This is a genomic window from Streptomyces sp. NPDC004610 (assembly GCF_040609715.1).
In the GTDB taxonomy this organism is placed as follows: domain Bacteria; phylum Actinomycetota; class Actinomycetes; order Streptomycetales; family Streptomycetaceae; genus Streptomyces.
Map to the genome: position 1 here is coordinate 1 of NZ_JBEXLA010000057.1, position 20,233 is coordinate 20,233.

A 20,233-nucleotide genomic window follows, 5' to 3' on the forward strand; every position below is an offset into this window, starting at 1 on the left:
CAAGCCATCAACTCGACAGGGGGAGAGAGTCATGCCAACTCCGGAGGCCGGGCGCCCCATTGCGGGGCCACCAAGAAGGTAATGGGGGGGGGCGGGGGGCGGCGCCCAATGCCGGGGGGGGCGGGGCCTGAGTCCAGCGCCGGGGGCGGGGGCGGGGCCCAGCGCCGGACGCGCCCGGGGCCTCAGTCCAGTGCCGGGGCGGGGGGCGGGGCCCACGACCGGGCGCGCCCGGGGCCTGAGTCCAGCGCCGGGAGGCGGGCCTGAGTCCGGCACCTGGAGTCGGCACCTCAGCGCGCTGCCGCCCTCCGAAGCGCCGACGCGCGCCTGAGCGCAAGGCCCGGGAGGCAGCGCCCAAGTCCGCCCCTCCAGGCCCACCCCCGGCCCACCCCTGGGGCCACCGCCCTGCCACCACGCCCAGGCCCGAGGCCCGGCCACGACGCCCCCGCCAGGCGTCTGAGACCGGCCTCTGACACCGGCGCCCGAGCCCGCAGCACCCGAGGCCGGGGCCTGCGGCGCAGCACCTGGAAGGCGGCCTCCAAGTCCGCCCCCAGGACCTCCAGGGCGGTCACCACCTACGCCCCACGCCCGAGGCTGCCCCCGGCCACCGGCCCCGGCTCCCGGGGAGGCGTGCGCCCGCCCCGCCCCGCACACCTCCCCGACCAGCCCCCGGCACCCCCGGTCGCCACACCACCCCCGTCACCAGGCCGCCCCCACCACCCAAGCCCACCCCCCCGGCGCTGGACTCAGGCCCCACCCCCACCACCCCCACCCGCCCCACTCCCCACCCCCACCCCGTCACCCAGGAGCCCCCCACCAGACACGACCCCACCCCACCCAATAAGCAATAGCCACCCATTTCCGCGAGGTGAGATCCTGGGACGCGTATGTCTACGCACCCTGCCCCCGCCCTCGGCGCCCTCGCCCCCCGTCTGACCGCCCTGTCGCTGCGTGATGCGCACCGGCTCGGGCGGCGGCTCGAAGGTGCCCGCAAGATCCGCAAGCCGGAGGCGCGGGCCGCCGTGCTCGCCGAGATCGAGGCGGAGGTCGAGAAGGCGGAAGGCCGGATGGCCGAGCGCCAGGCCCGCCTCCCCGCGATCACCTATCCCGAGCAGCTGCCCGTCAGCCAGAAGAAGGACGAGATCGCCGACGCGATCCGCGACCACCAGGTCGTGATCGTGGCCGGTGAGACCGGGTCCGGCAAGACCACCCAGATCCCCAAGATCTGTATGGAGCTGGGGCGGGGCGTCCGCGGCATGATCGGGCACACCCAGCCCCGCCGGATCGCCGCCCGGACCGTCGCGGAGCGCGTCGCGGAGGAGCTGGACACCCCGCTCGGCGAGGCCGTCGGCTGGAAGGTGCGGTTCACCGACCAGGTGAGCCCCGACGCCACGTTCCTCAAGCTGATGACGGACGGCATCCTGCTCGCCGAGATCCAGACCGACCGCGAGCTGCGCGCCTACGACACGATCATCATCGACGAGGCCCATGAGCGGTCCCTCAACATCGACTTCCTGCTCGGCTATCTCGCCCAGCTGCTGCCCCGCCGGCCCGACCTCAAGGTCGTCATCACCTCGGCGACCATCGACCCCGAGCGGTTCTCCCGGCACTTCGGGGACGCCCCGATCATCGAGGTCAGCGGCCGTACGTACCCCGTCGAGGTGCGTTACCGGCCGCTGCTCGAAGAGGACTCCGAGGACGCCGACCGCGATCAGATCACCGCGATCACCGACGCCGTGGAGGAGCTTCAGGGGGAAGGAAAAGGGGACATCCTCGTCTTCCTCTCCGGTGAGCGGGAGATCCGGGACACCGCCGACGCGCTGACCAAGAAGCAGTACCGGTTCACCGAGATCCTCCCCCTCTACGCCCGCCTCTCGCACGCCGAGCAGCACCGCGTCTTCCAGCCCCACACCGGCCGCAGGATCGTGCTGGCCACCAATGTGGCCGAGACCTCGCTGACCGTCCCGGGCATCAAGTACGTCATCGACCCCGGCTTCGCCCGGATCTCCCGCTACAGCCACCGCACCAAGGTGCAGCGCCTGCCCATCGAGGCGGTCTCGCAGGCCAGCGCCAACCAGCGCAAGGGCCGCTGCGGCCGTACCTCGGACGGCATCTGCATCCGGCTCTACGACGAGGACGACTTCCTCGCCCGCCCGGAGTTCACCGACGCCGAGATCCTGCGCACCAACCTCGCCTCCGTCATCCTCCAGATGACCGCCGCCGGTCTCGGAGACATCGAGAAGTTCCCCTTCATCGACCCGCCGGACCACCGCAACATCCGCGACGGCGTCCAGCTCCTCCAGGAACTGGGCGCGATCGACCCGGCGGAGAAGGACACCCGGAAACGGCTCACCGACACCGGGCGCAAGCTCGCCCAGCTCCCCGTCGACCCCCGCCTCGCCCGGATGGTCCTGGAGGCGGACCGCAACGGCTGTGTCCGCGAGGTCATGGTCATAGCCGCCGCGCTGTCCATCCAGGACCCCCGCGAGCGGCCCGCCGACAAACAGACCCAGGCCGACCAGCAGCACGCCCGCTTCCGCGACGAGACCAGCGACTTCCTCGCCTATCTCAACCTCTGGCGCTATCTGCGCGAGCAGCAGAAGGAGCGCGGCTCGTCCGCCTTCCGCCGGATGTGCAAACAGGAGTATCTGAACTTCCTGCGGATCCGCGAGTGGCAGGACATCTACACCCAGCTGCGGACCGTCGCCAAGCAGATGGGCATCCACCTCAACGAGGACGACGCCCCCGGCGACCGCATCCATGTCTCCCTCCTCGCCGGCCTCCTCTCCCACATCGGGATGAAGGACGTGAAGGACGCGAAGGACGGCAGCAGGGACGGCAAGGACGCCGGGAGCGGGCGCCGGGACCGCGGCAGCAACGAGTACCTCGGCGCCCGCAACGCCAAGTTCGCGATCTTCCCCGGCTCGGCCCTCTTCAAGAAGCCCCCGCGGTTCGTGATGTCCGCCGAACTGGTGGAGACCTCCCGGCTCTGGGCCCGCGTCAACGCGAAGATCGAGCCCGAGTGGGTCGAGCCCCTCGCCGAGCACCTCCTCAAGCGCACCTACAGCGAACCGCACTGGGAGAAGGACCAGGCCGCGGTCATGGCCTACGAGAAGGTCACGCTGTACGGCGTCCCGATCGTCGCCCAGCGCAAGGTGAACTACGGCCGGATCGACCCCGAGCTGTCCCGCGAGCTGTTCATCCGCAACGCCCTGGTCGAGGGCGACTGGCGCACCCACCACAAGTTCTACGCCGACAACCGCAAGCTGCTCACCGAGGTCGAGGAGCTGGAGCACCGCGCCCGGCGCCGGGACATCCTGGTCGACGACGACACCCTCTTCGACTTCTACGACCAGCGGGTACCCGAGCATGTGGTCTCCGGCGCCCACTTCGACTCCTGGTGGAAGAGCAAGCGGCACGAGCAGCCGGATCACCTCGACTTCGAGCGCGAGATGCTCATCCGGGAGTCGGCGGAGGCGGTCACCAAGGCCGACTATCCCGACAACTGGCGCCAGGGGCAGCTGAAGTTCCGGGTGACCTACCAGTTCGAGCCCGGCGCGGACGCCGACGGCGTCACCGTCCACATCCCGCTCCAGGTCCTCAACCAGGTCACGGACGAGGGCTTCGACTGGCAGATCCCGGGCCTGCGCGAGGAACTGGTCACCGAGCTGATCCGCTCCCTGCCCAAGCCGATCCGCCGCCACTACGTCCCGGCGCCGAACTTCGCCCGGCGCTTCCTGGACACCGCGGTCCCCTTGCAGGAGCCGCTGCCGGTGACCCTGGCGCGCGAGCTGAAGCGGATGGTCGGGGTGCCGGTGACCGCCGACGACTTCGACCTGTCCCGCATCCCCGAGCATCTGACGGTCACCTTCCGGATCGTCGACGAGCGGCGCCGCAAGGTCGCCGAGGACAAGGACCTGGAGGCGCTCCGGCTCCGGCTGCGGCCGAAGGCACGCCAGGCGCTGTCCCAGGCCGCCGCGGCCACCGCGTCCCGGCAGGGCGGCGAGTCCCTGGAGCGCACCGGCCTCACCGACTGGACGATCGGCGCCCTCACCCGGGTCTTCGAGACCCGCCGGGCCGGCCAGCCGGTGAAGGCGTACCCGGCGCTGGTGGACGACGGCGACACCGTCTCCGTACGCCTCTTCGACACCGAGGCCGAGCAGGCGGCGGCGATGTGGAAGGGCACCCGCCGGCTGATCCTGCGCAACATCCCGGTGAACCCGGCGAAGTTCGCCTCCGAGAAGCTGACCAACCCGCAGAAGCTCGCCCTCTCCGCCAACCCGCACGGCTCGGTCCAGGCCCTCTTCGAGGACTGCGCGACAGCCGCCGCGGACCGTCTGATCGCCGACCTCGGCGGCCCGGCGTGGGACGAGGAGTCGTACCGGAAGCTGTACGAGAAGGTGCGCGCCGAGATCGTGGACACGACCGTGCGGGCGGTGAGCCAGACCCAGCAGGTGCTGGCCGCCTGGCAGGCCGCCGAGCGCCGGCTGAAGGGCATCCGCAGCCCCGCCCTGCTCGCCAATCTGGCGGACGTCAGGGCGCAGCTGGACGGCCTGGTGAAGCCGGGCTTCGTGACGGCGACGGGGCTGCGGCGGCTGCCGCATCTGGTCCGCTATCTGATCGCGGTGGACCGCCGCCTCCAGCAGATGGAGACGGGCGTCCAGCGGGACACCGCCCGGATGGAGAAGGTCCATGAAATGCAGGACGAGTACGCCTGGCTGCTGGAGCAACTGCCCCAGGGGCGGCCCGTCCCGGCCTCCGTCCTGGACATCCGCTGGATGATCGAGGAACTGCGGGTCAGCTATTTCGCGCACGCGCTGGGCACGGCGTACCCGGTCTCGGACAAGCGGATCGTGAAGGCGATCGACGCGGCAGTTCCGTAACGGGGGTTGTACGCTGGGTGAGTTCGACCAGGGGGCGCACCCTCCTGTACAGTCCTTCTCGCAGCGCAACGCACGAATCGCACTGCGAAACCAGGTCCTGTGGAGCAGCTTGGAGTGCTCGCCACCCTGTCAAGGTGGAGGCCGCGGGTTCAAATCCCGTCAGGACCGCGCAACAAAGCACCACCGCAACACCAAGGCCCGCACCCGCGAAGGGTGGCGGGCCTTCTTCATGCAGGCCGTGAGCACGAGCAGGCCGCGCCCGCGGCGGAGCCGCCGTCGAACACAGCAAATCCCGTCAGGACCGCAACAAGCATTACCCTCAAGGCCCGCACCCGCGAAGGGTGGCGGGCCTTCTTCATGTCGGCGGCATTCTTCCCGCCCGCCGCCATCTTCGTACGCACGCCCCACCTTGACGCCCCCGCCCTCTCTGGGTACCCCAGAGAGCAAGGGCCGTTCCCCCGGGCCCCTCGCGGAGCGTGGAGGTGGCGTATGGCGGCATCGGTCAGGCACGAGACGCGGGCGTTGCTCCGCGCGCATCTGTCCGCCGCCTCCTCCTACCGCCATCTGACCCGCCACTGCCCCATCTGCCACCGGCTGCTGCGGCTGGCGATGGACAGCCCGCCCACAGCCGACGGAGAGCCCGCCGAGGCCCCTCGCACCGAGCCCGGCGCCGAGCCGCCCGAAGGCCGCGACGACCGGCCTCCCCCGGCGCCCCGGCCGACACCACGGAACACCCCGCTCCACTAGCGTAGATACGCCAACGGCAACAAGTACCCTGGCATGTGACGGTAGTCACCGGCGGAGTTTCCGAAACGATGGGGCTTACCATCCCCCTACAACTGGTCAATTTAATATGTGCAATTGCACCCCCCTGTGAGGGGTTGCGAGGGCACTTCCGGGGCCGTTCCTACAGCCCTCCCCAGACTTCGACAAGGCCGCTCACAGGGCGGCCGGCACCCCCGCCGCCGGGGCACAAAAAAGATCGCGCTGGACCCGGCGGAGTCCAGCGCGATCTACGACGCACCCTGTTCAGTCTCTGTGCAGTGCTTGGGCGAGGGTTCTGTTGGGGCAGTACCCGCGTCGCTTGGAGCCAGGGTTCGGGCGTTCCGGCGGGTTGGGGGACCTACCGATCTGCCCTTATTGAGTTGTTCAGGCTTCGCTGCGCTGCTGGGGGATGCCCGCGAGCAGTGCACGGACCTCCGCCTCGCGGTAGCGGCGGTGCCCGCCGAGCGTACGGATGGACGTGAGCTTTCCGGCCTTCGCCCACCGCGTGACCGTCTTCGGGTCTACGCGGAACATCGTGGCGACCTCAGCCGGGGTCAGCAGCGGCTCGGCATCAGGGGTGCGAGCGGTCATGAGCGGCCTCCTCGGAGAACCGGTTCTCGGTTCTTTCCTCTAAATTCTGCACCTTGACCCGCGTTGCCCGAAATGGCGGACGCGGGTCGAGTCGGTTATAGGACGAACGGCTTGTCCTCGGCACTACAACTACACCATCTGTCCAGCCGCGTCGGCCAAACCGATGGAATTGCCCTCCCAGGTGTTCATCAGCGACGGAAGCCGATGGACCATGCCATAGCGGACAGTCACGCCTCTGTGACGATCAGTCACAGGGCGATCAGGAGTCACGAGACATCACGAGACATCATCAGACCCCCCAAAGCATGCAATGCTAAGACAGAGCCCTCCCCGGGCCCCTTGTCCTATTTTGGCATGAGGAGGGGCACCGGAGGCAAGAGCCAGGTACGTGCGGTCTGTCACGCTTGACACAAAAGCCCGGATCGGGACCTACGTCCTGTCAACTCCGGGAGGTGCGGTAGACCGTACGCGGGATCCGATCCCCAAAGCGCATGACGTGCATCACATTCCGCTGGCCGCCCGGCCACCCGCACGACCCGATGGGGCGTCAGTTCGCCGAGCGCAGGTCGCGGACCGAGCGCCAGCGCTCCACCAGCCGCGTGTACGCCTCGGCCGCCCCCTCGCCGTCCCCCTGGCGCAGCGCCTCGATGCCCTCGGCCACATCCGCCGCCGAGTGGTCGTCCGCCAGCTCGCCCGCCGGCAGGGCGTGCACCAGCCCGCCGTAGTCCAGCTCGACCAGCGAGCGCGGATGGAACTCCTCCAGCCAGCGCCCGACCTCCAGCAGCCCGTCCACCAGCGGCCCCTCGTCCACCGTCGACCGCAGGGTCCGCAGCGCGCGGGCCACCCGGCGGCGGGCCTGCACCATCGGGGTGCGGTAGCGCAGCACCGGTGCCTGGCCGCTGCCCTCCCCCGTCGCCCCGGCGTACTCCCGCTCGGCGTCGGAGACCAGCACGAACCAGTTCAGCGGCACCTGCCAGGTCGCCGTACGGATCCACGGCCGGGCGTCCGGGTGGCCTGCCAGCCAGCGCTCGTAGTCCTGGGCCGCCTGATGGCGCACCAGCGGCGGCAGCAGCGCGTCCAGCACCGGCCCAGGGAACTCCTCCGCCAGCTCCCCGAGGGCCTGCCAGCCGCGCAGCCGGGTGCGCCAGGGGCAGACATGGACCACCCCGTCGCTCTCCAGCACAAAGGCGTCCCGGCTCTCGTGCACCGGTACCGGGACCGGCGGGACGGGCAGCAAGTCGGCCAGCGAGCGACGCAGTTCGTCCTGGTACGTGGGCCGGTCGGGGTGGCGGGCGTAGCGCGCCCAGTGACCGCGCTCGGGTTCCGGGAAGGCGGCCAGCGGCTCGTACACCCGCAGGTACGCCGCGTACGGGACGATCACCGAGGACACCTTGGGCACGCCTGCTCCCTCCCCCGCGCGCTGCTGGGGAAAACTGCGGGACCCGCACACGAACGGCACGGGAAAACTATCCGAATCGTCGCACGGACCCACCCCCGCGGTGGGTGATCCTGAGCACTGCGCGGTCATCCGGCCACCGGGGTTCTAATCTCGTCCCGTACGGCCCACCCGGCCGTGCCACTCGCCGCTACTTGCCTCAGGAGTCACCACAGTGACCGACGTGACCGGCGCACCCGCTGATGTTCTGCACACCCTGTTCCACTCGGACCAGGGAGGTCATGAGCAGGTCGTCCTCTGCCAGGACCGGGCCACCGGCCTCAAGGCCGTGATCGCCCTCCACTCCACCGCCCTCGGCCCCGCCCTGGGCGGTACGCGCTTCTACCCCTACGCCAGCGAGACCGAGGCCGTCGCCGACGCGCTCAACCTCGCCCGCGGGATGTCCTACAAGAACGCCATGGCCGGGCTCGACCACGGCGGCGGCAAGGCCGTGATCATCGGAGACCCCGAGACGATCAAGGGCTCTCACAGGACCGCGCTGCTGCTCGCCTACGGCCGGTTCGTCGCCTCCCTCGGCGGCCGGTACGTCACCGCCTGCGATGTCGGGACCTATGTGGCGGACATGGATGTCGTCGCCCGCGAGTGCCGCTGGACGACCGGGCGTTCCCCGGAGAACGGCGGCGCCGGTGACTCCTCCGTCCTCACCGCCTTCGGCGTCTACCAGGGCATGCGGGCCAGCGCCCAGCAGCTGTGGGGCGACCCCACCCTGCGCGGCCGGCGGATCGGGATCGCCGGGGTCGGCAAGGTCGGCCACCATCTGGTGGAGCACCTGGCCGCCGAGGGCGCCGAGATCTACGTCACCGATGTGCGCGCCGACGCCGTGCGCCGGATCACCGACCGGTATCCGGACGTGCGGGCCGTGCCCGGCACCGAGGAGCTGATCCGGGTCGAGGGCCTGGATGTGTACGCCCCCTGCGCGCTCGGCGGGGCGCTGGACGACGCCACCGTCCCGGTGCTGACCGCCCGGGTGGTGTGCGGCGCGGCCAACAACCAGCTCGCCCACCCCGGGGTGGAGAAGGACCTCGCCGACCGCGGGATCCTCTACGCCCCGGACTATGTGGTGAACGCGGGCGGGGTCATCCAGGTGGCCGACGAACTGCACGGCTTCGACTTCGAGCGGTGCCGGGCCCAGGCCGCGAAGATCTACGACACCACTCTCGCGATCTTCGCACGTGCGAAGTCGGACGGTGTGCCACCGGCTGCGGCGGCCGACCGGATCGCCGAACAGCGGATGCACGAGGCCGCCGCCGCCCGGCGCTGAGACCCCCGTCCGGTACCCGCCGGAGGGCAGGTGGAGAGAACTCTCACTCCGACCGGCGGGTCGTCTGCCGATAAGTGGTTAAAATCGCCACTGACCAGCGAGGACAGGGCGCCTCGACGGTTGTGGGCACACGCCCTTCCTGCGGGCGACGTACCGTATGGGCGTGGGCTCAGGTACCGTGGAAGCCCTACGGACCGGTCTCTCTGCGGAGAGCCCGTTCCGGATCATGAACGCGTGTCAAGACTCTGGGGCCGTCGAGCCCCGTCGTTGAGGGGGTCGAGCCATGGGGCGCGGCCGGGCCAAGGCCAAGCAGACGAAGGTCGCCCGCCAGCTGAAGTACAACAGCGGTGGGACTGATCTCTCACGCCTGGCTGAGGAGCTGGGCGCATCTCCGTCGAATCCGCCGCCGCCGAGCACCAACGGCGGCGAGCAATTCGAGGACGATGAGCACGGCGACGACCTGTATTCACGGTACGCCGACCTCTATGAGGACGACGACGAGGACGACGAGGACGGCCAGTCCTCGCAACACCGTCGCGGCGCCTGACGCTTGCAGCGCGGCTTAGCCGTTCTTTCCCGGCCCGGTGGCCAGCACCGGGCCGGGATTTCTGCTGCCGTCGGGCATCTCGCCCCTCGGTGCCGTCAGGCGTAGTCGCCGACCATCGTCGCGCCCGTCGGCTCTTCGGCGCGGTCGGTGATCTCGCCGGCCACCCATGCCTCCACCCCGCGGTCCGCGAGGGTGGCGAGGGCCAGGTCGGCCGAGTCCCCGGGGACGACGGCGATCATGCCGACGCCCATGTTGAGGGTCTTCTCCAGCTCCAGGCGCTCGACGGAGCCCGTGCGGGCGACCAGGTCGAAGATCGGGCCCGGGGTCCAGGTGGAGCGGTCCACGGTGGCGTGCAGGCCGTCCGGGATCACCCGGGCGAGATTGGCCGCGAGGCCGCCGCCGGTGATGTGCGAGTAGGCGTGGACGTCCGTGGTGCGGGTCAGGGCCAGACAGTCCAGGGAGTAGATCCTGGTGGGCTCCAGCAGCTCCGCGCCGAGCGTCCGGCCCAGCTCGGGGATCTCGGCGTCCAGGTCCAGCCCGGCCCGGTCCAGCAGGACATGGCGGACCAGGGAGTATCCGTTGGAGTGAAGGCCGGAGGACGCCATGGCGATCACCGCGTCACCCGTCCGGATACGATCCGCGCCCAGCAGGCGGTCGGCCTCCACCACGCCCGTACCGGCGCCGGCCACATCGAAGTCGTCCTCGCCCAGCAGGCCCGGGTGCTCGGCCGTCTCGCCGCCGATCAGGGCGCAGCCGGCCAGGACACAGCCTTCGGCGATGCCCTTGACGATGGCGGCGACCCGCTCGGGGTGGACCTTGCCGACGCAGATGTAGTCGGTCATGAACAGTGGCTCGGCGCCGCACACCACGATGTCGTCCATGACCATGGCGACCAGGTCGTGGCCGATGGTGTCGTACACGCCGAGGCGGCGGGCGATGTCGACCTTGGTGCCGACGCCGTCGGTGGCGGAGGCGAGCAGGGGGCGCTCGTAGTGCTTGAGGGCGGAGGCGTCGAAGAGGCCGGCGAAGCCGCCGAGGCCGCCGAGGACCTCGGGGCGCTGTGTCTTCTTCACCCACTCCTTCATCAGCTCTACGGCGCGGTCGCCCGCCTCGATGTCGACGCCGGCCGCCGCATAGGAAGCACCGGCAGGGCTTGTCTCAGACATGGCCTGGGATCTTTCGGGTTGGTTTCTACGAGGCTTACGGGCGACGGATCGCGTCGGCCGCGGCCGTGGCTGCCGGACCGGCGGCCAGCTCGGTCTCCAGCAGCTGCTTGCCCAGCAGCTCCGGGTCGGGCAGCTCCATCGGGTACTCACCGTCGAAGCAGGCGCGGCACAGGTCCGGCTTGGCGATGGTGGTCGCGTCGATCATGCCGTCGAGGGAGATGTACGCCAGGGAATCGGCGCCGAGCGAGGTGCCGATCTCGTCGATGGTCATGCCGTTGGCGATCAGCTCGGCGCGGGTGGCGAAGTCGATGCCGAAGAAGCAGGGCCACTTCACGGGGGGCGAGGAGATCCGGATGTGGACCTCGGCGGCGCCCGCCTCGCGGAGCATCCGGACCAGGGCCCGCTGGGTGTTGCCGCGCACGATGGAGTCGTCGACGACGACCAGGCGCTTGCCCTTGATGACGTCCTTCAGCGGGTTCAGCTTCAGCCGGATCCCGAGCTGGCGGATGGTCTGGGAGGGCTGGATGAACGTCCGCCCGACATAGGCGTTCTTCACCAGGCCGTTGCCGAAGGGGATGCCGGACGCCTCCGCGTAGCCGATCGCGGCCGGGGTGCCGGACTCCGGCGTCGCTATGACGAGGTCGGCCTCGACGGGGGCCTCCTTCGCCAGCTTGCGGCCCATCTCGACGCGGCTCGCGTAGACGTTCCGCCCGGCGATGTCGGTGTCGGGGCGGGCCAGATAGACGTACTCGAAGACACAGCCCTTGGGCTTCGCTTCTGCGAAGCGGGAGGTGCGCAGGCCGTTCTCGTCGATGGCGACGAACTCGCCGGGCTCTATCTCGCGGACATAGCTGGCGCCGCAGATGTCCAGGGCGGCGGACTCGGAGGCGACGACCCAGCCGCGCTCCAGCCGGCCGAGGACCAGCGGGCGGATGCCCTGCGGGTCGCGGGCCGCGTAGAGGGTGTTCTCGTCCATGAAGACGAGGGAGAAGGCGCCGCGGACCCGCGGGAGGACCGAGTGGGCGGCCTCCTCGATGGTCAGCGGGCGGCCGTCGGTGTCGGCCTGGGCCGCGAGCAGCGCGGTCAGCAGATCGGTGTCGTTGGTGGCCGCGACGCGCGGGACCCGGCCGCCCTCCTGCTTGGGCAGATCGGCGACCATCTCGGCGAGCTGGGCGGTATTGACCAGATTGCCGTTGTGCCCGAGGGCGATGGAGCCATGGGCGGTGGCGCGGAACGTCGGCTGGGCGTTCTCCCAGACGGAGGCCCCGGTGGTCGAGTAGCGGGCGTGACCGACCGCGATATGACCCTGGAGCGAACCGAGGGAGGTCTCGTCGAAGACCTGGGAGACCAGGCCCATGTCCTTGAAGACAAGGATCTGGGAGCCGTTGCTGACCGCGATTCCCGCGGATTCCTGGCCTCGATGCTGGAGGGCGTAGAGCCCGAAGTAAGTGAGCTTGGCGACCTCTTCGCCCGGAGCCCAGACGCCGAAGACGCCGCAAGCGTCCTGGGGGCCTTTCTCACCGGGGAGCAGATCATGACTGAGTCGACCGTCACCACGTGGCACGGCACCGAGTGTAGGCGAGATCGACCACTGGTCCGAATTGGGGAACGGCAAAAACCTTCCCGATGCAAACGATCACTGCTCCGCGACCGCGGTCACGGTCTCGCCGTTCTCGCTGGTCAGGGTGAGCGTGCGATGGTCCAGGCGGTAGTCGACGGTGGAATCGAACAGACGCAGCAGCGACTTCTCGGTGTCCATGAGTGAGGCGTCGCACATCATTCGGGTCGTCGCCGCGACGCCGAGAGTGAGGGTGCCGTCGCCCGCTGTCGCTTCGGCGTTCACCTGGTTGCAGCCGAGGCTTCCACTGACGGTTTCGGCCTTCTCGTCGAAGGTGAGGTGGGGTGCGGTGGCGACCGGGAGGGAGCTGCTGGTGCCGTCGGGGCCGGTGGCACCGAGTGCCGTGACGGTCCACTTCGTGCCGTACAGCTCGGCCGGTGGCTCCTTGGTGAGGGCGACGGTGTCGCCGGACCCGGTGGTGAGGGTGAGGCGGTCGCCGGAGACCTCGGTGGTCAGGGCGCCGGAGGTGAGGGCGGCGACGAGGGTCTCCTCGAAGTCCATCGCCTCGCAGGCCATGTCGGTGCGCATGCTGTCACCGAGGGTGAGCCGGTCGCCGTCGATCTCGGCCGGCGCGCTGAAGCGGTTGCAGCCGTAGTTGCCCTCGGCGGTGCCGTCGGCGGTGACGGTGACATGGGCGCCGGTGGGGGCGTCCCGGGTCGTGCCGTCGACGGTGACGCTGTCGACGTTCCAGTGGACGCCGGTGAGGGGCGGGGGGTCGGCGACGGAGGCGGAGCCGGAGTCGGTCTTCTCGGTGCCGCAGGCGGCGGCGAGGGGGAGGAGCACGGCCGCGGTGAGGGTCAGCCGCCGCATGCCCCGCATGGGTTGCTGCGTTCGCTGTGTTCGCTGCTTCTTCGTGTGCATGGCGATTCGACGGAGCGGGGCGGGGGTCGGTTCCGGTCAGCCGAGCAGGGGGAGCAGCGCGGAGAGGTCCGAGCGTTCGCCGCTGGCACTGACCTTGGCGTCCGTGCGGGCGTCCGCCCAGCTCAGTCGCCCGGCGGCGAGGCGGACCCAGGTCAGCGGGTCGGTCTCCACCACGTTCGGGGGCGTGCCCCGGGTGTGCCGGGGACCGGCCACGCACTGCACGACGGCGAACGGCGGGACCCGTACCTCGGTGGAGCCGCCGGGGGCCTTCGCGGCGAGGGTGTCGGCCAGCAGCCGGGTGCAGGCGGCCAGCGCCTGGCGGTCGTACGAGATGTCCAGGCCGGGGACGGCGGCGTTGAGGTCGTCGGTGTGGACGACGAGTTCGACGGTACGGGTGACCAGGAAGCCGGTGAGGGTCATCGTGCCGACCCGCATCTCGATCAGCCGGGTGGCCGGGGTGCCGTCGAGGCGGTCGGTCAGCTCCTGCTCGGTGGCGGCGTAGAGGGCGTCGAGGTCGTCGGGGCCGGGGTGGGCGGCGGCCAGGCGCCGGGCGGCGTCGGCGACGTCCTCGGGGTGGAGGCCGGTGGCGGCGGCGTAGTCGAGGGGGGAGAAACCGGCCCGGTCGGGTTCGGGGCGGTCCAGGGCGCGGGCGACGGCGGTGACGGTCAGCGCGAGGTGCGCGGCCAGGTCGCGGGCGGTCCAGTCGCCGAGGCGGGTGGGGAGGGCGAGCCGGGTGCCGTCGAGGCCGCGCAGGCCCTCGCGGACGTTGCGGAACTGGGCCAGCACGGCGGCGCGGGTCCGGGCGTGGTCGTAGGCGCGGGGGCGTTTTCCGGCGGGGGGCATGGCGGGAGCCTATGCGGGGGTGGGGGTGGGGGTGCGGTGCCGGGTCATTTCGGGGTGGGGCAGGGGGTGGGGCAGGAGGTGGTGGTGGCGGGGGCGGTTCGGTCCTCGGGAGCGGTCTGGTCGGCGGGGGCGGTCTGGTCGGCGGGGGCGGTCTGGTCCTCGGGGGCGGTTCGGTCATCGGGGGCGGCGGGGGGCTCGGGGGCCTCGAAGGTCTCGCCGTTGCGTGGGACGCCGACGCCTCGCCACAGGAACGGGATGCCCCGGGCGGCGACCGGGTCCGGGCCGTCCATCAGCTGGAAGTGGAGATGGGGTTCGGTGGAGTTGCCGGAGTTGCCGCAGTGGGCGAGGAGCCGGCCGGGGAGCACCCGGTCGCCCTCGCGGACGGCGAGCGAACCCTGGCGGAGATGGGCGTACAGGGCGTAACGGCCCTCGCCCAGGTCCAGGACCAGATGGTTGCCGAGGATGCGGTGGACGCCGGTCAGTTCGCGGACCGTGCCCTCCAGGACCATCAGATAGAGCAGCGCGGGCAGGGAGTTGCGGCTGAGGTGGTCGCGCTGGCCGTCGCTCGCGCGCACCACGGTGGCCTCGGCGACGGCGACCAGGGGGGCGCCGAACGCGGGGAAGTCGGCGTTGCGGCGGGCCACGGGCCACAGCGCGCGGAAGCCGGGCCGCGCCCGGTCGGGGGTGCCGGGCTCGGCGACGATGTCGATGGCGTAGGTCTGGGCGTAGGAGTGCGTGCCGTGGCTGGGGGTGCGGTCGGCCGGGCTGTTCAGGGCGGACCAGCGGCCGGTGACGGGCGGGCCGACCTCGAAGGGCTCGGGCGCGACCCGGTCGCTGTCGGGGGCGCCGCCCCAGCGGTTGCCGACGACCACGGCGACGTAGGCCAGGACCAGCGGGAGCAGGGTCACCCACCAGGGAGTGGGCAGGTCGTCGAGGGCCACATCCGCGATCACCAGGGCGGCGAAGAGCAGGAGCAGTGCGCGGAAGGCGGTCATGGTGAGTTTGCGGGCGGTCATCCGGTCCTCCTCGTGGTCAGGGGTGGGTGGTGGTCAGGGCGACCAGCAGCGGGACGACCCGGCCCGGCGGCACCTCGTGGCGGCCCCGGCCGGTGCCGTGCAGCCAGCCGGCGGCGGTGAGCTGGCGCAGATGGTGGTAGATCTGGCCGGTGGTGCCGACGCCGTCCAGCTCGGCGAGTTCGGCGGCGGTACGGCGACCGCCGATGATCTCGCGCAGCAGCCGGAGCCGGACCGGGTGGCCGAGGGCCGCGAAGGCGTCGGCGGCCTCGGCCCAGTCGCCGTCCAGCACGCTCGCGGTCACCTGGCCGCGCTGCCACTCGTAGTACTCCCCCTCAGGCAGCCGTACGGCGCCGGTGAACAGCACGCCTCCGTCCGCCGCCCCCAGCTCGGCGAGCTGCGCCTTGAGCCCTTCCAGCGCCCAGAAGTCGCCCTCGGTGGGGCGGGGGGCGGGGCGCTGGTCGGCGGCGGCGGCTTCGAGGGCGTCGAGCCGGTGCTCCAGGGCGGCGACGCGGTGTTCCAGGGAGGGGTCGGGCATGGGGAGAGATTACGTACTTACGTAATCTCGTGCAAGTGGGTTCTCTAGTCCAGGGGGCTGCGGAAGGAGCCGGACTCCGGGAAGGCGAGGTCGGTGCAGTCGCGGCGGTCGGTGATCTCGGTGACGTAGGCGCGGAAGAGGTCCTCCGTCTCGGCGGCCACCAGCCGGTCGTAGCCGGAGGCGATGGTCATGGTGTGGATCTGGGGGCGGCCGTCGCAGGTGGAGGAGGCCCACCAGATGGCTCGGTCGGGGCCGCGTCCGGCCGTGCCGTGGGGCGCGGTGACCGGGTCGTCACCGATCCTCGGCACCTTCACCTTTCGGGCGTCCTCGCCGAGGTAGGTGTGGAAGGTGATGAACCAGTCGCCGTACTCCCCGGGATCGTCCGGCGACTCAAGGCCGCCCGCGCGGTCGTAGTACAGCTCCCATGCCTCGCCCTCGGTGAGGATCAGGGCACAGCGCTCGTCCCACAGGGTGTCGTCCACCCGCCCTTCCAGCGCCTCGTCCGGGAAGCCGTCCCGTTCGGCGAGGCCGGACTCGCGGTACCAGGCGCAGGTGCCCTCGGCCCGGCCGACCGGGACCGTGCCCTCGGGCAGGGCGGGGACATCGGCGGGCGGGTCGGGCAGGCGTTCGGCGCAGCCGAGGCGTTCGGCGAGGTTGTTGGCGGTGATGACGGCGGTCTCGGCGAGGACGTTCCGGTCGTGGTCGCCGGGCTGGCCATGCTCCAGCCACAGCACCGAGGCATGCAGTTCGGCCCGCGCCCAGAGGGCGTCGACCGGCTCTCCGTCCAGCTCCCCTCCGGAGCAGTCCAGCTTCACCGTCACCCCGAGATCGTCCACCGAGCCGGTGATCCCGCCGCCGAGCGGCTGAGCGGGATAGGTCTCGCCGCCCTCCTGGTCCAGCGGTGACGAGATGACATTGTCGGCGACCACGAAGCCGGCGGTCGGGAACACCCCGACCGTGCCGGTGAAGAACCACCGGCCTCCCAGCTTCTCGCTGAACAGCTCGCAGTCCTGGGCGCCCTCGGAGGCCAGTTGATCGAGTTCGATGGTGCCCTCCTCCGCCAGCCGATGGGTGATCTCCCCACCCGCCCGATCCAACGCCAGCACCCGCCCCGCAGGCACCAACCCCCCGCACCCCGCGTCGATCTGCCAGCGGGCCTGCGCGTTCTGCCAGATCTCCCGGCCGCTGAAGCCGATCCCGGCGACGGCCACCAGGCAGAACAGGACGTTCGCGGACTTGCGTATTCCGTCCGGGAGTTGCACGGACGATTCCCCCTCGGAGCGTCGGTACGGCACGACAACCCGGCGAAGTTAGCAGGACCCCGCGTCAGCAAACCACGTACAGAAGAAGCCGCCGCCCCGGGAACCCGAAGTTCCCGGGGCGGCGGCCCGGTGTGAGCGCCGGAGGCGTTACGCCAGCAACGCCGGGATCGTCCCCTCGTGCGCCTCGCGCAGCTCCGTCAGGGAGAGGGCGAACTCGCCCTGGACGTCCACCGCGTCGCCGTCGACCACGCCGATGCGGGTGACCGGGAGGCCCCGGGCGCCGCACATGTCGTTGAAGCGGACCTCCTCCGAGCGCGGGACGGCGACCAGCGCGCGGCCCGCCGACTCGGAGAGCAGGAAGGTGAAGGCGTCCAGACCGTCGGGGACGACCAGACGCGCGCCCTTGCCGCCGAGCAGCGCGGACTCCACGACCGCCTGGATCAGACCGCCGTCGGACAGATCGTGCGCGGAGTCGATCATGCCGTCGCGGGAGGCGGAGATCAGGATCTCGGCGAGCAGCCGCTCCCGCTCCAGGTCGACCTCCGGGGGCAGCCCGCCGAGGTGGTCGTGGACGACCTGCGACCAGGCCGAGCCGCCGAACTCCTCGCGGGTGTCGCCGAGGAGATAGAGGAGCTGGCCCTCTTCCTGGAAGGCGACCGGGGTGCGTCGGGCCACGTCGTCGATGACGCCGAGGACGGCGACGACCGGGGTGGGGTGGATGGCGGCTTCGCCGGTCTGGTTGTAGAGGGAGACGTTTCCGCCGGTCACCGGCGTGCCGAGCTGCTGGCAGGCGTCCGCCAGACCCCGTACCGCCTCCGCGAACTGCCACATCACCGCGGGGTCCTCGGGCGAGCCGAAGTTCAGGCAGTCGGAGACGGCGAGCGGCCTGGCGCCGGTCGTGGCCACGTTCCGGTACGCCTCCGCGAGGGCGAGCTGGGCGCCCTTGTACGGGTCGAGCTTGGCGTAGCGGCCGTTGCCGTCCGTGGCGAGGGCGACACCGAGGCCGGTCTCCTCGTCGATCCGGATCATCCCGGAGTCCTCGGGCTGGGCGAGGACGGTGTTGCCCTGCACGAAGTGGTCGTACTGGGAGGTGATCCAGGACTTGGACGCCTGGTTCGGGGACGCGACCAGCCTCAGGACCTGGTCCTTCAGCTCGGCGGCGGTGGCCGGGCGGGGCAGCTTGTTCGCGTCGTCGGCCTGGAGGGCGTCCTGCCAGGACGGGCGGGCGTAGGGGCGCTCGTAGACCGGGCCGTCGTGGGCGACCGTGCGCGGGTCGACGTCCACGATCTTGCCGCCGTGCCAGAAGATCTCCAGGCGGTCGCCGTCGGTGACCTCGCCGATGACGGTGGCGATGACGTCCCACTTCGCGCAGATCTCCAGGAACCGGTCGACCTTCGCCGGCTCCACCACCGCGCACATCCGCTCCTGCGACTCGCTCATGAGGATCTCCTCGGGCGAGAGCGTGGAGTCGCGCAGGGGGACGTCGTCCAGGGTGACGCGCATCCCGCCGGAGCCGTTGGAGGCCAGCTCGGAGGTGGCGCAGGAGAGCCCGGCGGCGCCGAGGTCCTGGATGCCGACGACCAGCTTCTCGGCGAACGCCTCCAGGGTGCACTCGATGAGCAGCTTCTCCTGGAAGGGGTCGCCGACCTGGACGGCGGGGCGCTTGCTCGGCTTGGCGTCGTCGAAGGTCTCGGAGGCGAGGATCGAGGCGCCGCCGATGCCGTCGCCGCCGGTCCGGGCGCCGTAGAGGATGACCTTGTTGCCCGCGCCGGACGCCTTCGCGAGGTGGATGTCCTCGTGCCGCATGACGCCGATGCAACCGGCGTTGACCAGCGGGTTGCCCTGGTAGCAGGAGTCGAAGACGACCTCGCCGCCGATGTTGGGCAGGCCCAGGCAGTTGCCGTAGCCGCCGATGCCCGCGACCACGCCGGGCAGCACCCGCTTGGTGTCGGGGTGGTCGGCGGCGCCGAAGCGCAGGGGGTCGACCACGGCGACCGGGCGGGCGCCCATGGCGATGATGTCCCGGACGATGCCGCCGACTCCGGTGGCCGCGCCCTGGTAGGGCTCGACATAGGAGGGGTGGTTGTGGGACTCGACCTTGAAGGTGACCGCGTAGCCCTGGCCGACGTCCACGACGCCCGCGTTCTCGCCGATGCCGACGAGCAGGGCGTCGGACTGCGGGGCCTTCTCGCCGAACTGGCGCAGATGGACCTTGCTGCTCTTGTACGAGCAGTGCTCGGACCACATCACCGAGTACATGGCCAGCTCGGCGCCGGTCGGGCGGCGGCCGAGGATCTCGACGACCCGCTCGTACTCGTCCTTCTTGAGGCCGAGTTCGGCCCAGGGCAGCTCGACATCCGGGGTCGCGGTCGCGTGCTCGACCGTGTCCAGGGGAGTCCGGCTCATGCGGTGACCAGCTTCTTGAGGATGGAGGTGAAGAAGGGGAGGCCGTCGGTGCGGCCACTGCCGATCAGCGGCTCGACGGCGTGCTCGGGGTGCGGCATGAGACCGACGACGTTCCCGGCCTCGTTGGTGATGCCGGCGATGTCACGGAGGGAGCCGTTGGGGTTCACGTCCAGGTACCGGAAGACGACCCGGCCCTCCGCCTCCAGCATGTCGAGGGTGCGCGCGTCGGCGACGTACCGTCCGTCCATGTTCTTCAGCGGGATGTGGATCTCCTGCCCGGCGGTGTAGTCCCCGGTCCAGGCGGTGGCGGTGTTCTCGACGCGGAGCTTCTGGTCGCGGCAGATGAAGTGCAGATGGTCGTTGCCGAGCATCGCGCCGGGCAGCAGATGGGCCTCGGTGAGGATCTGGAAGCCGTTGCAGATGCCTAGCACCGGGAGACCGGCCTTCGCCTGCTCGATGACGGACCCCATCACCGGCGAGAAGCGGGAGATGGCCCCGGCGCGCAGATAGTCGCCGTAGGAGAAGCCGCCGGGCAGCACCACGGCGTCGACCTGCTTGAGGTCCTTGTCCTTGTGCCAGAGGGCGACCGGCTCGGCGCCCGCGTGCCGGATCGCGCGCTGGGTGTCACGGTCGTCGAGACTGCCCGGGAAAGTGACGACGCCAATACGAGCGGTCACTTCGCGGCCTCCGCGACTTCCGTCGCCCCGGCGGCCTTCGCGCCTTCGGCCTTCACACCTTCGGCCTTCAGGTCCTCGACCTTCACGGTGAAGTCCTCGATCACCGTGTTGGCGAGGAAGGATTCCGCGAGATCATGGATACGGGCGAGCGCGGCCTCGTCGACCGGACCGTCCACTTCCAGTTCGAATCGCTTTCCCTGACGGACGTCGGAGATGCCGTCGAAACCCAGGCGCGGCAGCGCACGCTGGACCGCCTGGCCCTGGGGGTCGAGGATCTCCGGCTTGAGCATGACGTCGACTACGACGCGTGCCACGGGCACTCCCGATGTGTGGTGCTGAGCAGGTCCCT

16 protein-coding genes and 1 tRNA gene are annotated in these 20,233 nt (G+C 70.9%); 5 read left to right on the forward strand and 12 right to left on the reverse strand.

Annotated features, from left to right (window positions below; translation table 11 throughout):
- Window positions 1-884 precede the first annotated feature (884 nt).
- The 3 genes from hrpA (at window position 885) to ABZX40_RS38885 (ending at window position 5,627) form a co-directional block, all read left to right on the forward strand.
- Window positions 885-4,880 (forward strand): ATP-dependent RNA helicase HrpA, encoded by a 3,996-nt coding sequence (gene hrpA, locus ABZX40_RS38875; protein WP_355750183.1) that lies wholly within the window; start codon window positions 885-887, stop codon window positions 4,878-4,880.
- 93 nt (window positions 4,881-4,973) lie between these two features.
- A tRNA-Asp gene (locus tag ABZX40_RS38880) sits at window positions 4,974-5,048 on the forward strand.
- 321 nt (window positions 5,049-5,369) lie between these two features.
- Window positions 5,370-5,627 carry a DUF6274 family protein gene (locus ABZX40_RS38885; RefSeq protein ID WP_355750180.1) on the forward strand — a complete coding sequence of 86 codons (258 nt, stop codon included), beginning with the start codon at window positions 5,370-5,372 and terminating at the stop codon, window positions 5,625-5,627.
- A gap of 402 nt (window positions 5,628-6,029) precedes the next feature.
- Here the strand turns inward: ABZX40_RS38885 and bldC are convergent, their stop codons facing one another.
- Complete coding sequence (gene bldC, locus ABZX40_RS38890; protein ID WP_003949541.1) at window positions 6,030-6,236, reverse strand: developmental transcriptional regulator BldC; 207 nt, start codon at window positions 6,234-6,236, stop codon at window positions 6,030-6,032.
- 547 nt (window positions 6,237-6,783) lie between these two features.
- Complete coding sequence (locus ABZX40_RS38895) at window positions 6,784-7,635, reverse strand: hypothetical protein (protein WP_355750175.1); 852 nt, start codon at window positions 7,633-7,635, stop codon at window positions 6,784-6,786.
- A gap of 211 nt (window positions 7,636-7,846) precedes the next feature.
- Here ABZX40_RS38895 and ABZX40_RS38900 point away from each other — a divergent pair, with 211 nt between their 5' ends.
- Together ABZX40_RS38900 and ABZX40_RS38905 are read left to right on the forward strand one after the other, a co-directional pair.
- Window positions 7,847-8,953, forward strand: coding sequence for a Glu/Leu/Phe/Val dehydrogenase dimerization domain-containing protein (locus tag ABZX40_RS38900; RefSeq protein ID WP_355750172.1), 1,107 nt, complete (start codon window positions 7,847-7,849; stop codon window positions 8,951-8,953).
- Between the two features lie 283 nt (window positions 8,954-9,236).
- Window positions 9,237-9,500, forward strand: coding sequence for a DUF3073 domain-containing protein (locus tag ABZX40_RS38905; protein WP_355750170.1), 264 nt, complete (start codon window positions 9,237-9,239; stop codon window positions 9,498-9,500).
- A gap of 95 nt (window positions 9,501-9,595) precedes the next feature.
- Here ABZX40_RS38905 and purM read toward each other — a convergent pair whose 3' ends face one another.
- The 10 genes from purM to purS form a co-directional block, all read right to left on the reverse strand.
- On the reverse strand, window positions 9,596-10,666 hold the full coding sequence (gene purM / locus ABZX40_RS38910) for a phosphoribosylformylglycinamidine cyclo-ligase (RefSeq protein ID WP_355750167.1): 1,071 nt from the start codon (window positions 10,664-10,666) through the stop codon (window positions 9,596-9,598).
- Between the two features lie 34 nt (window positions 10,667-10,700).
- Window positions 10,701-12,230 carry an amidophosphoribosyltransferase gene (gene purF / locus ABZX40_RS38915; protein WP_355750165.1) on the reverse strand — a complete coding sequence of 510 codons (1,530 nt, stop codon included), beginning with the start codon at window positions 12,228-12,230 and terminating at the stop codon, window positions 10,701-10,703.
- A gap of 72 nt (window positions 12,231-12,302) precedes the next feature.
- Window positions 12,303-13,103 (reverse strand): META domain-containing protein, encoded by an 801-nt coding sequence (locus ABZX40_RS38920; RefSeq protein WP_355750162.1) that lies wholly within the window; start codon window positions 13,101-13,103, stop codon window positions 12,303-12,305.
- A gap of 78 nt (window positions 13,104-13,181) precedes the next feature.
- Window positions 13,182-13,988 carry a sterol carrier family protein gene (locus tag ABZX40_RS38925; protein ID WP_355750159.1) on the reverse strand — a complete coding sequence of 269 codons (807 nt, stop codon included), beginning with the start codon at window positions 13,986-13,988 and terminating at the stop codon, window positions 13,182-13,184.
- Between the two features lie 44 nt (window positions 13,989-14,032).
- A complete protein-coding gene (locus ABZX40_RS38930; RefSeq protein ID WP_355750156.1) occupies window positions 14,033-15,004 on the reverse strand; it encodes a M23 family metallopeptidase in 972 nt (323 codons plus the stop codon).
- A gap of 16 nt (window positions 15,005-15,020) precedes the next feature.
- Window positions 15,021-15,539: a winged helix-turn-helix domain-containing protein gene (locus tag ABZX40_RS38935; RefSeq protein WP_355750153.1), complete on the reverse strand. Its 519-nt coding sequence runs from the start codon at window positions 15,537-15,539 to the stop codon at window positions 15,021-15,023.
- A gap of 44 nt (window positions 15,540-15,583) precedes the next feature.
- Entirely contained in the window at window positions 15,584-16,801 is a 1,218-nt protein-coding gene (locus tag ABZX40_RS38940; RefSeq protein WP_355750150.1) for a hypothetical protein, read from the reverse strand.
- 147 nt (window positions 16,802-16,948) lie between these two features.
- Window positions 16,949-19,207 carry a phosphoribosylformylglycinamidine synthase subunit PurL gene (purL, locus tag ABZX40_RS38945; RefSeq protein ID WP_355750147.1) on the reverse strand — a complete coding sequence of 753 codons (2,259 nt, stop codon included), beginning with the start codon at window positions 19,205-19,207 and terminating at the stop codon, window positions 16,949-16,951.
- A complete protein-coding gene (gene purQ / locus ABZX40_RS38950; RefSeq protein ID WP_355750144.1) occupies window positions 19,204-19,884 on the reverse strand; it encodes a phosphoribosylformylglycinamidine synthase subunit PurQ in 681 nt (226 codons plus the stop codon). The genes purL and purQ overlap by 4 nt, the downstream gene beginning before the upstream one ends.
- Window positions 19,881-20,198 carry a phosphoribosylformylglycinamidine synthase subunit PurS gene (gene purS, locus ABZX40_RS38955; RefSeq protein ID WP_355750141.1) on the reverse strand — a complete coding sequence of 106 codons (318 nt, stop codon included), beginning with the start codon at window positions 20,196-20,198 and terminating at the stop codon, window positions 19,881-19,883. The genes purQ and purS overlap by 4 nt, the downstream gene beginning before the upstream one ends.
- Window positions 20,199-20,233: the final 35 nt, after the last annotated feature.